General features: G+C 73.6%; 13 protein-coding genes. 12 read left to right on the top strand and 1 reads right to left on the bottom strand.

From position 1 onward, the window contains the following. Window positions 1-11 precede the first annotated feature (11 nt). A complete protein-coding gene (gene hisF / locus JNO54_RS10230) occupies window positions 12-800 on the top strand; it encodes an imidazole glycerol phosphate synthase subunit HisF (RefSeq protein ID WP_204143811.1) in 789 nt (262 codons plus the stop codon). A gap of 10 nt (window positions 801-810) precedes the next feature. Here hisF and JNO54_RS10225 read toward each other — a convergent pair whose 3' ends face one another. After that, the gene (locus tag JNO54_RS10225) at window positions 811-1,449 is read right to left on the bottom strand and encodes a TIGR03085 family metal-binding protein (protein ID WP_204143810.1); all 639 of its coding nucleotides are present in this window, start codon (window positions 1,447-1,449) and stop codon (window positions 811-813) included. 101 nt (window positions 1,450-1,550) lie between these two features. Between JNO54_RS10225 and JNO54_RS10220 the strand changes: the two genes are divergently transcribed. The 11 genes from JNO54_RS10220 to lgt are packed head-to-tail and all read left to right on the top strand — an operon-like array spanning window position 1,551 to window position 12,861. Beyond that, entirely contained in the window at window positions 1,551-3,437 is a 1,887-nt protein-coding gene (locus JNO54_RS10220; RefSeq protein ID WP_204143809.1) for an ABC transporter ATP-binding protein, read from the top strand. After that, window positions 3,434-5,245, top strand: a complete 1,812-nt coding sequence (locus tag JNO54_RS10215) for an ABC transporter ATP-binding protein (protein ID WP_204143808.1) — start codon at window positions 3,434-3,436, stop codon at window positions 5,243-5,245. The genes JNO54_RS10220 and JNO54_RS10215 overlap by 4 nt, the downstream gene beginning before the upstream one ends. A gap of 21 nt (window positions 5,246-5,266) precedes the next feature. Continuing rightward, a complete protein-coding gene (gene hisI / locus JNO54_RS10210) occupies window positions 5,267-5,638 on the top strand; it encodes a phosphoribosyl-AMP cyclohydrolase (protein WP_204143807.1) in 372 nt (123 codons plus the stop codon). Beyond that, window positions 5,635-7,194 (top strand): anthranilate synthase component I, encoded by a 1,560-nt coding sequence (locus JNO54_RS10205; protein ID WP_204143806.1) that lies wholly within the window; start codon window positions 5,635-5,637, stop codon window positions 7,192-7,194. The genes hisI and JNO54_RS10205 overlap by 4 nt, the downstream gene beginning before the upstream one ends. After that, a complete protein-coding gene (locus JNO54_RS10200) occupies window positions 7,191-7,811 on the top strand; it encodes a Trp biosynthesis-associated membrane protein (protein WP_204143805.1) in 621 nt (206 codons plus the stop codon). Before JNO54_RS10205 ends, JNO54_RS10200 begins: the two co-directional genes overlap by 4 nt. Window positions 7,812-7,820: 9 nt before the next feature. Beyond that, window positions 7,821-8,603: an indole-3-glycerol phosphate synthase TrpC gene (gene trpC / locus JNO54_RS10195; protein WP_204143804.1), complete on the top strand. Its 783-nt coding sequence runs from the start codon at window positions 7,821-7,823 to the stop codon at window positions 8,601-8,603. Further along, window positions 8,600-9,889, top strand: a complete 1,290-nt coding sequence (trpB, locus tag JNO54_RS10190) for a tryptophan synthase subunit beta (RefSeq protein WP_204143803.1) — start codon at window positions 8,600-8,602, stop codon at window positions 9,887-9,889. The genes trpC and trpB overlap by 4 nt, the downstream gene beginning before the upstream one ends. Next, on the top strand, window positions 9,886-10,695 hold the full coding sequence (trpA, locus tag JNO54_RS10185; RefSeq protein WP_204143802.1) for a tryptophan synthase subunit alpha: 810 nt from the start codon (window positions 9,886-9,888) through the stop codon (window positions 10,693-10,695). Before trpB ends, trpA begins: the two co-directional genes overlap by 4 nt. Beyond that, window positions 10,692-11,159, top strand: a complete 468-nt coding sequence (locus JNO54_RS10180; protein WP_204143801.1) for a DoxX family protein — start codon at window positions 10,692-10,694, stop codon at window positions 11,157-11,159. The genes trpA and JNO54_RS10180 overlap by 4 nt, the downstream gene beginning before the upstream one ends. 29 nt (window positions 11,160-11,188) lie before the next feature. Then, window positions 11,189-11,968: a DsbA family protein gene (locus tag JNO54_RS10175; protein WP_204143800.1), complete on the top strand. Its 780-nt coding sequence runs from the start codon at window positions 11,189-11,191 to the stop codon at window positions 11,966-11,968. Continuing rightward, a complete protein-coding gene (gene lgt, locus JNO54_RS10170) occupies window positions 11,965-12,861 on the top strand; it encodes a prolipoprotein diacylglyceryl transferase (protein WP_204143799.1) in 897 nt (298 codons plus the stop codon). Before JNO54_RS10175 ends, lgt begins: the two co-directional genes overlap by 4 nt. Window positions 12,862-12,897 lie beyond the last annotated feature (36 nt).

The raw sequence follows: 12,897 nt of genomic DNA, 5'->3' as shown, positions 1-12,897 counted from the left end.
CCCTGACGCTCGTGCCAGTCGCCGTCCGTGTCATCCCGTGCCTCGACGTCGACGACGGTCGTGTCGTCAAGGGCGTGAACTTCGTCGACCTGCGCGACGCGGGCGATCCGGTCGAGCTGGCCCGGCGCTACGGCGCCGAGGGCGCCGACGAGCTGACCTTCCTCGACGTCACCGCGAGCAGCGGCGACCGGGCGACGACTTACGACGTCGTGAGCCGCACGGCGGAGGAGGTCTTCATCCCGCTGACCGTCGGGGGCGGCGTGCGCACCGTCGAGGACGTCGACCGGCTGCTGCGCGTCGGCGCCGACAAGGTCGGGGTCAACACCGCCGCGATCACACGCCCGGAGCTCATCGCCGAGGTCGCCGACCGGTTCGGCGCCCAGGTCCTCGTCCTCTCCGCCGACGTCCGCCGCCGCCGCGCCGAGGACGGCTCCCTGCTCGGCGGCTTCGAGGTCACCACGCACGGCGGGCGCCGGGGCACCGGCATCGACGCCGTGGAGTGGTGCGCCCGCGCGGCGGACCTGGGGGCGGGGGAGATCCTGCTCAACTCGATGGACGCCGACGGGACGAAGGACGGCTTCGACCTCGAGCTGATCCGTGCCGTGCGGCGCGAGGTGAGCATCCCCGTCATCGCCAGCGGGGGCGCGGGCGGGCCCGAGCACTTCCCGCCCGCGGTCGAGGCGGGCGCCGACGCGACCCTCGCCGCGAGCATCTTCCACTTCGGCGAGTGCACCATCGGCGAGGTCAAGGACGCCCTCGCGGCCGCGGGCCGCCCGGTGCGGCGCGGCCGCGCCGACTGACCTCCGGCTCTCAGACCCCGAGGTCGGCGCTCGAGAGCCGGGCCACCGCGCTGGGTTCCCCGACGAACTCCACCTGGGCGACGCTCTTGCGTCCGTAGAGGTAGAGCAGCACCTCGCCAGGGTGCCCGTGCACCTCGACGACGGGACCGGTCCCGCCGACCCGCTTGCGGATCTTCGCCGTGACGATCTCGACACCGACGTCCTTCGCCCCCCGCGCGAGGAGCGGGGCCATGACCGCCAGCCGCCGGGAGAGGGCGTCCGTCATCCCGGGCGAGAGCTGACGGGGCTGCGTCCCCGACCCGGCGCGGCGCACGTCCTCGTGGTGGACGAACATCTCGACGAGGTTCATCTGCTCGTCGACCCGCGAGAGGTGGCTGGGGTGCCAGCGTGGCGGGCCGGAGCGGACCCGCTCGACGAGCTCGGCGAAGGGGGTGTCACGAGCCATCCGGCGCGTCGCGGCGTCGGTGCGCCCTGCGAGACGGGGCAGGAGGATGCCCGCGGCGAGATCGACGCGGGCGCTCTCGCGGATGACGAGGTGAGCGGCCAGGTCGGCGGCCGTCCAGCTGCCGCTGAGGGTCGGCGCGTCGGGGCCGACCGCGAGCAGGGTGTCGCAGAGGGCGTGGCGCTCGGCCTGGGCGTGTCGGGTCATGCGCAGGGCTCCTCGTGGCGGGGGGAAGGAGAGGGAGGCGATGCCGTCGGTGGCCGGCCTCCGTGGGAAGGTATCCCGGCAGACTACGGCGAAGGACGGACATGAGCGACAGCGCGGCCGAGCGCATCGTGCGCGAGCGCGGCCAGCTGGCGACGGTCCGCCGGGCCCTGTGGATCGTCGGGCAGGGCATCCGGGTCATGCCCGGGAGCTTCACCGTCGCGGTCCTCGGCAGCATCCTCTACGGCCTCATGACCGCCGGCATGGCGTGGATGGTCGGGCGGGTCACCGAGCAGCAGGTCGCCCCCGCCGTGGCCCGTGGCGAGGTCGGCCCGGGCGAGCTGCTCGGGATCTTCGGCGCCATCGGGCTCGTCGTCCTGCTGACCACCGTCGGCGTGCTCGTGCGGCGGATCTACGGCTCGATGGTGATGTTCGGCGTCGCCGCCGAGTACCGACGGCGGGTCACCCGCCAGTACCTGAGGCTCCCGCTCGCGTGGCACCACCGGCATCCGAGCGGCCAGCTGCTGAGCAACGCCAACGCCGACGTCGAGGCGACGTGGTTCATCTTCGCGCCCCTGCCGATGGCCCTCGGCGTCATCGTCATGCTCGTCGTCGGCATCGTGCAGATGGCGCTCGTCGACGGGGCCATGGCGCTCGTGGGGGCCACGGTCTTCCCGCTGCTCATCCTCGTCAACGGCATCTACCAGCGCCGGATGACCCCGCTCGCGACCCGGGCGCAGCAGATGCGCGCCGAGGTCTCCGAGGTCGCCGACGAGTCCCTCGAGGCGGCGCTCGTCGTGAAGTCGATGGGCGCCGAGGAGCGCGAGGCGGCCCGGTTCGGCGCGGTGACGGGCAGCCTGCGGGAGGCGAACATCGCGGTCGGGCGCACCCGAGGGACCTTCGACCCCGTCATCGAGGCGATCCCGCAGCTCGCGACCCTCGTCGTCCTGGCCGTCGGCACGGTCCGTGCCGCCTCGGGCGCGATGTCACCCGCCGAGGTCGTCCAGGTCGCCTACCTCATCGCGCTGCTCGCCTTCCCGGTCCGCGCCTTCGGCTGGGTCCTCGGGGAGCTGCCCCGCACCGTCGTCGCCTACGAGCGGGTCGAGCGGGTCCTCGAGGCGAAGGGTGCGACCCGGCACGGTGGGGCGACCCTCGCCGGCACGCAGCCCCTGGCCCTCGAGCTCGAGGGCGTCACCTTCCGCTACGAGGTCGCCGACCGCGAGGACCTCCTCGAGCGCAGCGAGGAGGAGGCGGCCCACCACGTCGGGGTGCCGGACCGCCCCTTCGCCCTGGACGGGGTCGACCTCACCGTGGCCCCGGGACGGACCGTCGCCGTCGTCGGACCGACGGGCGCGGGCAAGTCGACGCTCGCCTCGCTCGTCGTGCGGCTGCTCGAGCTCACCGCGGGGACCGTGCGCTACGACGGGGTCGACATCGCGACCCTCCGCGCGGGCGAGGTGAGCCAGGCGGCAGCGCTCGTGCCGCAGGGCACCTTCCTCTTCGACGACACCGTGCGGGGCAACGTCACCCTCGGCGAGGACATCGACGACGCGGCGGTCGAGGCTGCGCTGCGGCTCGCCCAGGCGTGGGACTTCGTCCAGCGGCTGCCGCGGGGGCTCGACACGCAGGTGGGGGAGCGCGGCACCTCGCTCTCCGGCGGACAGCGGCAGCGGGTCGCGCTGGCCCGGGCGATCGTCCGCAACCCGCGGCTGCTCGTGCTCGACGACGCGACCTCTGCGGTCGACCCCGAGGTGGAGCTCGCGATCCTGCGCGGGCTGCGCGAGCGCGGCGGGGGCTCCACCGTCCTCGTCGTCGCCTACCGCATGTCGACGATCGCGCTCGCCGACGAGGTCGTCCACCTCGACCGCGGTCGGGTCGTCGACCACGGCACGCACGCGGAGCTGCTCGCCCGCGACGCCGGCTACCGCCACCTCGTGACGGCCTACGCCCGGCAGGCGCAGGAGCGCGCGGAGCGGGAGGAGCAGCGATGAGCCCCGTCCCCACCGGCACGGCACCCGAGGCCGATCTCCCCGGGCTCGTCCGCTCCCAGGAGTCGACCCTGTCCACCGTCCGCCGGGGCCTGGCCCTCTCGCCGGAGCTGACCCGCGGCCTGTGGGTGACGCTCTCGCTCGCCGCGCTCATGACCCTCGGACGGGTCGTCGTCCCGGTCGCCGTCCAGCAGGTCACCGACCACGGCCTGCTCGCCGAGGGCGGCGTCGACACCGGCTACGTCGCGCGCCTGACCCTGGCCTGCGCGGTCCTCGTCGTCCTCACCGCCGTGTGCGGCTACCTCGTCAACGTCCGGCTCTTCACGGCCGCGGAGGGCGGCCTGGCGTCCCTGCGCACGACCGCCTTCCGCCACGTCCACGACCTCTCGATGCTCACGCAGAGCTCGCAGCGGCGCGGGTCAATGGTCTCGCGGGTCACCTCCGACGTCGACACGATCAGCCAGTTCGCCCAGTTCGGCGGGATCATCCTCATCCTCAGCACCGGGCAGATCGTCATCTCGGTCGCCCTCATGGCGTTCTACAGCCCGCTGCTCCTGCTCGTCGTCCTCGTGAGCTTCGTGCCCCTCTTCGTGGCCGTCACCCGGCTGCAGCGGGTCCTCGGCCGGGCCTACCTCGCGGTCCGCGAGCGGGTCGGCGACATGCTCGCCGCGATCTCCGAGTCGATCGGTGGGGCCGAGACGATCCGGGCGCACCACATCCAGGAGCGCACCGCGGCCCGCATCGACGGGGCGGTGGAGGACCACCGCCGGGCCGCGGTCCGGGCGCACGTGCGCTCGTCCGTCGCCTTCGGCACCGGGCAGCTCTTCACCGGTCTCACGCTCGCGACCGTCCTCGCGGCCGGGACGTGGCTCGCGGTCGAGGGGCACCTCACCCTCGGTGAGCTGCTCGCCTTCCTCTTCCTCGTCAACCTCTTCACCCAGCCGGTGCAGCAGGCCACCGAGATCCTCAACGAGCTCCAGAACGCCGTCGCCGGATGGCGCAGGGTCCTCGACGTCATCGACACCCCCGCCGACGTCGCCGACCCGGTCGACGGGGTCGAGCTGCCGCGCGGACCGGTCTCGATCGAGATGACCGACGTCGGCTTCGCCTATCCCGGCGGCCCGCCCGTCCTCCACGACATCACGTGGCACGTCGCACCCCGCACGCGCGTCGCCGTCGTCGGCGAGACCGGGTCGGGCAAGTCGACCCTCGCCAAGCTGCTCACCCGCCTCGTCGACCCGACCTCGGGCACGGTCCACCTCGACGGCGTCGACCTGCGGACCGTGCGCTTCGCGAGCCTGCGCGAGCGCGTCGTGCTCGTCCCGCAGGAGGGCTTCCTCTTCGACGCCGACCTCGCGACGAACATCCGGGTGGGTGCCCCGGACGCGGACGAGGCGGAGATCCTGGCCGCGGTGGCCGAGCTCGGGCTCACCGACTGGTTGGACCAGCTCCCGGACGGGCTCCGCTCGCCGGTCGGCCCGCGCGGCTCGTCGCTGTCCGCGGGGGAGCGCCAGCTCGTCGCGATCCTGCGCGCCTACCTCGCCGACCCCGACCTCCTCGTCCTCGACGAGGCGACGAGCGCGGTCGACCCGGCCACGGAGGTGCGCATCCAGGCCGCGCTCGAGCGGCTCCTCGAGGGCCGGACCTCGGTGGCGATCGCCCACCGTCTCTCGACCGCCGAGGCGGCCGACGTCGTGGTCGTCGTCGACGACGGGCGGATCGTCGAGCACGGCCACCACCGCGACCTCGTCGGGGCGGGCGGACGCTACGCGGCGCTGCACGCCTCGTGGGCTGCGCAGCAGCAGCACTGACCCGCTTCGTACGATGGGCCGGTGCCCACACCCCCTTCGCCCCTCGACGCCGACCTCGCCGGCCGGCTCAAGCGCGACGACGCCGGCCTCGTCGCCGCGATCGTCCAGCAGCACGACACCGGTGAGGTGCTCATGCTCGGCTGGATGGACGACGAGGCCCTCCACCGGACGCTGACGACGGGCCGGGTGACCTTCTGGTCCCGCAGCCGCGGGGAGTACTGGCGCAAGGGCGACACCTCGGGCCACGTCCAGCACGTGCGCTCCGTGGCCCTCGACTGCGACGGCGACGCGCTGCTCGTCCGGGTCGACCAGGTCGGCGCCGCCTGCCACACGGGGGCCCGGACCTGCTTCGACGAGGACCGGCTCGACGCCGTCGTGGGGGAGGGGTCGTGACCACCCTGCCCGAGATCGGGTACGGGCGGACGTGGCCGGACGCGGGGACCTTCGCCGTCCTCGCGCAGGACCGCCGGGTCATCCCCGTCGTCCGCCGGGTCATGGCCGACTCCGAGACCCCGGTGTCGGTCTACCGCAAGCTGGCGAAGGGCGAGCCCGGCACCTTCCTCCTCGAGTCGGCCGAGCAGGGCGTGTGGTCCCGCTGGTCGATCGTCGGGGTCCGCAGCCGGGCCACGCTCAGCGAGCGGGACGGCCAGGCCCGCTGGATCGGGGAGCCCCCCGTCGGCGTGCCGACCGAGGGTTCGCCGGTCGAGGTGCTCCGCGAGACCCTCGAGGTCCTGCGGACCGAGCCGATCGAGGGGATGCCCCCGCTGACCTCCGGCATGGTCGGGGTCATCGCCTACGACGCCGTCCGGCGGTGGGAGCGGGTCCCGGAGAGCCTGCCCGACGTCCTCGGCGTGCCGGAGGTCGGCATGGTGCTCGCGAGCGACGTCGCCGTCCTCGACCACTCCGACGGCTCGCTGCTGCTCATCGCCAACGCGCTGAACTACGACAACACCGACGAGCGCGCCGACGAGTCCTACGCCGACGCGGTGCGCCGCCTCGACGTCATGGCCGCCGAGCTCGCCGCCCCCGCCGCGAGCACCGTCGCGGTCGTCGACGACGACCTGGCCGCTGAGACCCTCGCCGGGGTCGAGGCCGACGTCACGCCCGAGCGCTTCCAGGAGATCGTCGAGGAGGCGAAGGAGGACATCCGCGCCGGCGAGGTCTTCCAGGTCGTCCTCTCGCAGCGTTTCAGCCTGGACTGCGACGCCGACCCGCTCGACGTCTACCGGGCGCTGCGCGCGGCCAACCCGAGCCCGTACATGTACTACTTCCGGCTGCCCCGGCCGGACGGCTCGACGTACGACGTCGTCGGCGGCTCCCCCGAGGCCCTCGTGACGGTCACCGGTCGCGAGGCGACGACCCACCCCATCGCCGGGACCCGGCCCCGGGGCAAGAGCCTCGACGAGGACGTCGCGCTCGCCGAGGACCTCCTCGCCGACCCCAAGGAGCGGGCCGAGCACGTCATGCTCGTCGACCTCGGCCGCAACGACCTCCAGCGGGTGTGCGAGGCCGGCACCGTCGACTGCCTCGAGTTCATGACGGTGCGCCGCTACAGCCACGTCACCCACCTCGAGTCGACGGTCGTCGGCCGGATGCGGCCCGACGTCAGCGCGTACGACGTCCTCGTCGCGACCTTCCCAGCGGGCACCCTCTCCGGCGCTCCCAAGCCGCGTGCCCTCGCGCTCATCGAGCAGTACGAGCGCAGCCGCCGGGGCGTCTACGGCGGCGTCGTCGGGTACCTCGACTTCCACGGCGACATGGACATGGCGATCGCGATCCGCACCGCCCTCATCGCCGACGGTCGCGCGCACGTCCAGGCCGGAGCCGGGATCGTCGCCGACTCGGTGCCCCATCTCGAGCACGAGGAGTGCGTCAACAAGGCCACGGCGGCGCTCCGCGCGGTGGCCACCGCCACCGCGATGCGCCCCGTGAGCGAGACCCAGTCATGAGCTCGGCCGTGGACCGGCTCACCCGTAAGCCCGTCGTCCTGCTCCTCGCCGTGCTCGGTGCGCTCGTCGCCCTCGCGGCGAGCCGAGGCGTGTGGATCGAGGGCACCGTCGTCGACATCGCGGGCACCACCCGCGCCGAGGCCACCGGGACCGAGGCGGCCGCCGGGCTCGCCGGGCTCGCTCTCGTCGGTGCCGCCGCAGCGGTGGCCGCGGTGACGAGCGGCCGCGTCGGGAGGATCGTCGCGGCGCTCGCGCTCGTCGCCGTCGTCGCGGCGATCGGCGTCCTCGTCGGACGCGTCGTCCTCGATCCCGAGGGCATCCTCGGGACCGTCGCAGGCTCCCGCTCGGGCACCTCCGCCACCCTCGACGCCACCGCCACGACGACGCCCTGGCCGTGGGTGGCCGCCCTGGCGGTCATCCCCTTCGCCCTGGCCGCCCTGGGCGCCCTGCTCGCCGGGACCCGCTGGCAGGCGCTCGGCGCCTCCGCCGGGCGCAGCGAGACCGACCGCACCGAGAGCGCTGGCACCACCGCCGACAGCTCGGACTGGGAGCGGCTCAGCGAGGGTGACGATCCCACGGACGAGGACCCCGACGGACGCGCCCGGACGGCCGGATAGCCTGGCCCCATGCCGAGCGTCCTGACCCAGATCATCGACGGTGTGCGGGAGGACCTCGCAGACCGGGAGCTGCTGACCAGCCTCGCCCAGATCCGCCGGCGCGCCGAGGCCGCCGCACCCCCGCGCGACGTCGTCTCGCGACTGCGCTCCCAGGACCTCGCCGTCATCGCCGAGGTCAAGCGCTCCAGCCCGAGCAAGGGCGCGCTCGCCGACATCCCCGACCCCGCAGCGCTGGCCCGCGAGTACGAGCGCGGCGGCGCGGCCGCGATCTCCGTGCTCACCGAGCGGCGCCGCTTCGGCGGGTCGCTCGCCGACCTCGACGCAGTCCGGGCCGCCGTCGACGTCCCGATCCTGCGCAAGGACTTCGTCGTCACCGAGTACCAGGTCTGGGAGGCGCGCGCGCACGGTGCCGACCTGGTCCTGCTCATCGTCGCGGCGCTCGACGACACGCAGCTGCGCGACCTCCTCGCCCTCGTCGGCGAGACGGGCATGACCGCGCTCGTCGAGGTCCACGACGAGGCCGAGGCCGAGCGCGCCGTCGCCTCCGGCGCGGAGGTCATCGGGGTCAACAACCGCAACCTCAAGACGCTCGAGGTCGACAACGCGACCTTCGCCCGCGTCGCCGGCCTCATCCCGGCCGACCGGGTGCGGATCGCCGAGTCCGGCGTGAGCGGGGTCGCGGACGCCGCCGCCTTCGCCGCGGCGGGGGCCGACGCGGTGCTCGTCGGCGAGGCCCTCGTCACCGGCGGCGAGCCCGCCGCCGCCGTCACCGCGATGCGGGGCGTGCGATGAGCACGCCGCCTACCCCGTCGCCCGGGCGCTTCGGCCAGTTCGGCGGACGCTACGTCCCCGAGGCACTCATCCCCGCGCTCGAGGAGCTCGACGAGGCCCGGCAGAAGGCGATGCTCGACCCCGAGTTCCTCGACGAGCTCGACGCCCTGCACCGCACCTACACGGGCCGGCCGAGCATCATCACCGAGGTGCCCCGCTTCGCCGCGCACGCCGGCGGCGCCCGGGTGATCCTCAAGCGCGAGGACCTCAACCACACCGGCTCGCACAAGATCAACAACGTCCTCGCCCAGTGCCTGCTCACGAAGCGCATGGGCAAGAGGCGGGTCATCGCCGAGACCGGCGCCGGTCAGCACGGCGTCGCCACCGCCACGGCCGCGGCCCTCATGGGGCTCGAGTGCACCGTCTACATGGGCAAGGTCGACACCGAGCGCCAGGCGCTCAACGTCGCCCGGATGCGGATCCTCGGCGCCGAGGTCGTCGCGGTCGAGCACGGCAGCGCCACCCTCAAGGACGCGATCAACGAGGCGCTGCGCGACTGGGTGACCAACGTCGGGCACACCCACTACGTCCTCGGGACGGTCACCGGACCGCACCCCTTCCCCGAGATGGTCCGCGACTTCCACAAGATCATCGGCGAGGAGGCCCGCCAGCAGGTCCTCGACCTCACCGGCCGGCTTCCCGACGCCGTCGTCGCGTGCGTCGGCGGCGGGTCCAACGCCATGGGGATCTTCCACCGCTTCGTCGAGGACGAGGGGGTGCGCCTCGTCGGTGTCGAGGCCGGGGGAGAGGGCATCGAGGGCGACCGCCACGCGGCGCGCTTCGCCACCGCCGAGCCCGGCGTGCTCCACGGCGCGATGAGCTACCTCATGCAGGACGACGAGGGCCAGACCCTCGAGACCCACTCGATCTCCGCGGGCCTGGACTACCCGAGCGTCGGCCCCGAGCACTCCTTCCTGCGCGACACCGGGCGGGCCGAGTACCGCTACGCGACCGACGAGCAGGCGATGGAGGCCTTCCGCCTCCTGTGCCGCACCGAGGGCATCATCCCGGCGCTCGAGTCCTCGCACGCCCTCGCCGGGGCCATCGAGGTCGGACGGGAGCTCGGCCCCGACGCCCTGATCCTCGTCAACCTCTCCGGCCGCGGCGACAAGGACATGCACACCGCCGCCCGCTGGTTCGGCCTCGTCGAGGACGACGGGCAGAGCACCCCGACGTCCGCGGCCGTCGAGACCGGAGGAGCCGAGTGCGTCTCCGCCGTCGAGCCCGAAGGGGGAGTCCAGGCATGACCCAGTCCCGTGGCGTCGGCGAGGTCCTCGCCGCCTGCCGGGCCGAGGGCCGCGCCGCCCTCGTCGGCTACCTGCCCGTCGGCTACCCCGACGTCCCCTCGTCCCTCCGGGCGATGGAGACGTTGTGCGACAACGGCATCGACATCGTCGAGGTCGGCATGCCCTACAGCGACCCCCTCATGGACGGCGCCGTCATCCAGCGCGCCGCGACGCAGGCCCTCGAGGGCGGCGTCCGCGTCGACGACGTCTTCCGGGCCACCGCCGCGATCCGGGCCAAGGGGGTGCCGCCGCTCGTCATGAGCTACTGGAACCTCGTCCTGCGACGCGGCGTCGCCCGCTACGCGGCCGACCTCGCTGCCGCCGGGGGAGCGGGGCTCATCACCCCCGACCTCGTGCCCGAGGAGGCCCAGGACTGGATCGACGCCTCCGCGGCCGAGGGGCTCGACCGGGTCTTCCTCGTCGCGCCGAGCTCGACCTCCGAGCGGCTCGCCGTCGTCACGGGGGCGACCCGGGGCTTCGTCTACGCCGCGTCGACGATGGGGGTCACGGGAGCGCGGACCAGCGTCGGCGACGCCGCCGCCGACCTCGTCGCCCGCACCCGGGAGCACACCGACCTGCCCGTGTGCGTCGGCCTCGGCGTGAGCACCCGCGAGCAGGCCGCCGAGATCGCCACGTACGCCGACGGGGTCATCGTCGGGTCGGCGCTCGTCGCCTGCCTCGAGGACCCCGACGTCGACGCCGGGCTCGAGCGGCTCGCCGCGCTGACCCGCGAGCTCGCCGCCGGCGTGCGCGAGGGTCGGCGATGACCCGCGAGCGCACCCTCGACGTCGTCGGGCTGCTCGCCCGGCTCGTCCTCGGCGGCGCCCTGCTCGTCGCCGGCGGCCTCAAGGTCGGCAACCCGGCCGGCTCGGCCCGGGCCGTGCAGGCCTACGACGTCCTCCCCTTCGACGTCGCACGCTACGTCGGCTACGCCCTGCCGTACATCGAGGTGATCGTCGGCGGCCTGCTCGTCCTCGGCCTCTTCACCTGGGCCATGGCGGCGGTCGGGACCGCCCTCATGGTCGTCTTCGTCATCGGGATCGCCCAGGCCTGGGCCCGTGGCCTGAGCATCGACTGCGGCTGCTTCGGCGGCGGCGGCCAGGTCGCTCCCGAGGAGACGAAGTACGGTCGCGAGATCGTCCGTGACCTCGCCTTCGCCCTCTGCGGCGCGTGGCTGCTCTGGCGGCCGCGCTCGCTCGCCAGCCTCGACCGCGTCCTCCTCGGACGCTGACCCACCACCCCCATCTCCGGAGGACGCAGATGAGCAACGACCGACAGGCCACGATCCAGGCCGCCGCCAAGACCTCGGGAGGCGGCGCGAACGCCATCGTCGTCGGAGGCATCGTCGCGATCGTGGCGATCATCGCCATCGTCGCCGGTGTCATCTGGTCCGCCCAGAAGGACTCCGTCGACACCCCCACCGGCCCGCCCGCGGGCACCGAGATGGGCCAGCCCTTCAACCCCTTCCCCGACGCGACCCTCGTCGCCGACGCCCCGACGGTCGACGTCTACGAGGACTTCCGCTGCCCGGCCTGCGCGGTCTTCGAGCGCACGCTCGGCGGGACGATCAACTCGCTCGCGGCCGAGGGCAAGATCAAGCTCAACGTCCACCTCAAGACGGTCATCGACAGCAACGACGGCAAGGACAGCTCCGCGGTCTCCGCGAGCAGCGCCCTCTGCGCGGCCGACGAGGGGGCCTGGGAGAAGTACCACCAGTGGCTCTTCGAGAACCAGCCTGCCAACCACGCCGCGTTCACCAAGGACCAGCTGAGGCAGGCCGCCGAGTCCGCCGGCCTGACCCGTGACGCCCTGTCGTCGTGGGAGAGCTGCAGCGACGCGAGGACCTACCAAGCCTACGTGAGGAGCGTCGACGACCAGACGGTCAAGGACGGCATCACCGGCACCCCGCTGATCGCCGTCGAGGGTACGAAGCTCTCCTGGGGCGCCTTCGTCAACCAGGACGGCACCCAGGCCGACACCGACGCCTTCGCCGAGGTGCTCACGAGCGGCGAGGTCCCCGCAGAGCTGGTGCAGCAGTGACGTTCTCGGCGCCGGCAGCCCTGCCCAGCCCCGAGGTCGGGGCCCTCTCGCTCGGTCCGCTCACCCTCCACGCCTACGCGCTGTGCATCCTCGCGGGGATCATGGCCGCCGTCTGGATCACCCAGAAGCGGCTCTCGGCGCGCGGGGGAGCGGACGGAGTCGTCCTCGACATCGCCCTGTGGGCCGTGCCCGCCGGGATCATCGGTGCCCGGCTCTACCACGTGGTGACGACCCCCGAGCCGTACTTCGGCGAGGGGGGTGACCTCCTCGCCGCCCTCCAGCTGTGGAAGGGCGGGCTGGGGATCTGGGGCGCCGTCGCCGGGGGAGCCCTGGGGGCCTGGATCGCGTGCCGTCGCTACGACGTGCCCTTCGGCGCGCTCGCCAGCGCCGTCGCACCCGCCCTGCCGGTCGCCCAGGCGATCGGCCGCTGGGGCAACTGGTTCAACAACGAGCTCTACGGCCGGCCGACCGACCTGCCGTGGGGGCTGGAGATCCACCGGTGGGACACCGGGGCCGCGCGGGCGGTGACCGGCGCCGACGGCCAGGCCGTCGTGCTCGGGACCTTCCACCCGATCTTCCTCTACGAGTCGATCTTCCTGCTCCTGCTCGCCGTCGTGCTGCTCGTCCTCGACCGTCGCACGTCCCTGGCACCGGGTCAGCTCTTCGGCGCGTACGTCGCCGGCTACCCGGTCGGGCGGATCGTCCTCGAGACGATGCGCACCGACCATGCCGAGGTGATCCTCGGGCAGCGGCTCAACGTGTGGACCTCGTTGGCGGTCTTCGTGCTCGGGCTCGCCATCTGGGTGATCGCCGGGAGGCGGGGCAGGCCCTCGTCCTCGGGCCCCGGCCGTGAGAACAATCTCACCATGCGAGAAGGCAAGGTCAGTACGTAAGACGTCGGGGCTGCTACTCTCCCTGCACGTGGCCAA

This window comes from Janibacter endophyticus, assembly GCF_016888335.1.
In the GTDB taxonomy this organism is placed as follows: Bacteria; Actinomycetota; Actinomycetes; order Actinomycetales; family Dermatophilaceae; genus Marihabitans; species Marihabitans endophyticum.
Note: the sequence above shows the minus strand (reverse complement) of the source record. Positions and strands in the feature narration are given on the sequence as shown.

Coding starts and splice junctions, on each gene's coding strand:
- JNO54_RS10180 (WP_204143801.1), top strand. CDS start 10,692: ATGACCCGCGAGCGCACCCTCGACGTCGTCGGGCTGCTCGCCCGGCTC.
- trpB (WP_204143803.1), top strand. CDS start 8,600: ATGAGCACGCCGCCTACCCCGTCGCCCGGGCGCTTCGGCCAGTTCGGC.
- trpA (WP_204143802.1), top strand. CDS start 9,886: ATGACCCAGTCCCGTGGCGTCGGCGAGGTCCTCGCCGCCTGCCGGGCC.
- JNO54_RS10175 (WP_204143800.1), top strand. CDS start 11,189: ATGAGCAACGACCGACAGGCCACGATCCAGGCCGCCGCCAAGACCTCG.
- trpC (WP_204143804.1), top strand. CDS start 7,821: ATGCCGAGCGTCCTGACCCAGATCATCGACGGTGTGCGGGAGGACCTC.
- JNO54_RS10215 (WP_204143808.1), top strand. CDS start 3,434: ATGAGCCCCGTCCCCACCGGCACGGCACCCGAGGCCGATCTCCCCGGG.
- JNO54_RS10220 (WP_204143809.1), top strand. CDS start 1,551: ATGAGCGACAGCGCGGCCGAGCGCATCGTGCGCGAGCGCGGCCAGCTG.
- JNO54_RS10200 (WP_204143805.1), top strand. CDS start 7,191: ATGAGCTCGGCCGTGGACCGGCTCACCCGTAAGCCCGTCGTCCTGCTC.
- JNO54_RS10225 (WP_204143810.1), bottom strand. CDS start 1,449: ATGACCCGACACGCCCAGGCCGAGCGCCACGCCCTCTGCGACACCCTG.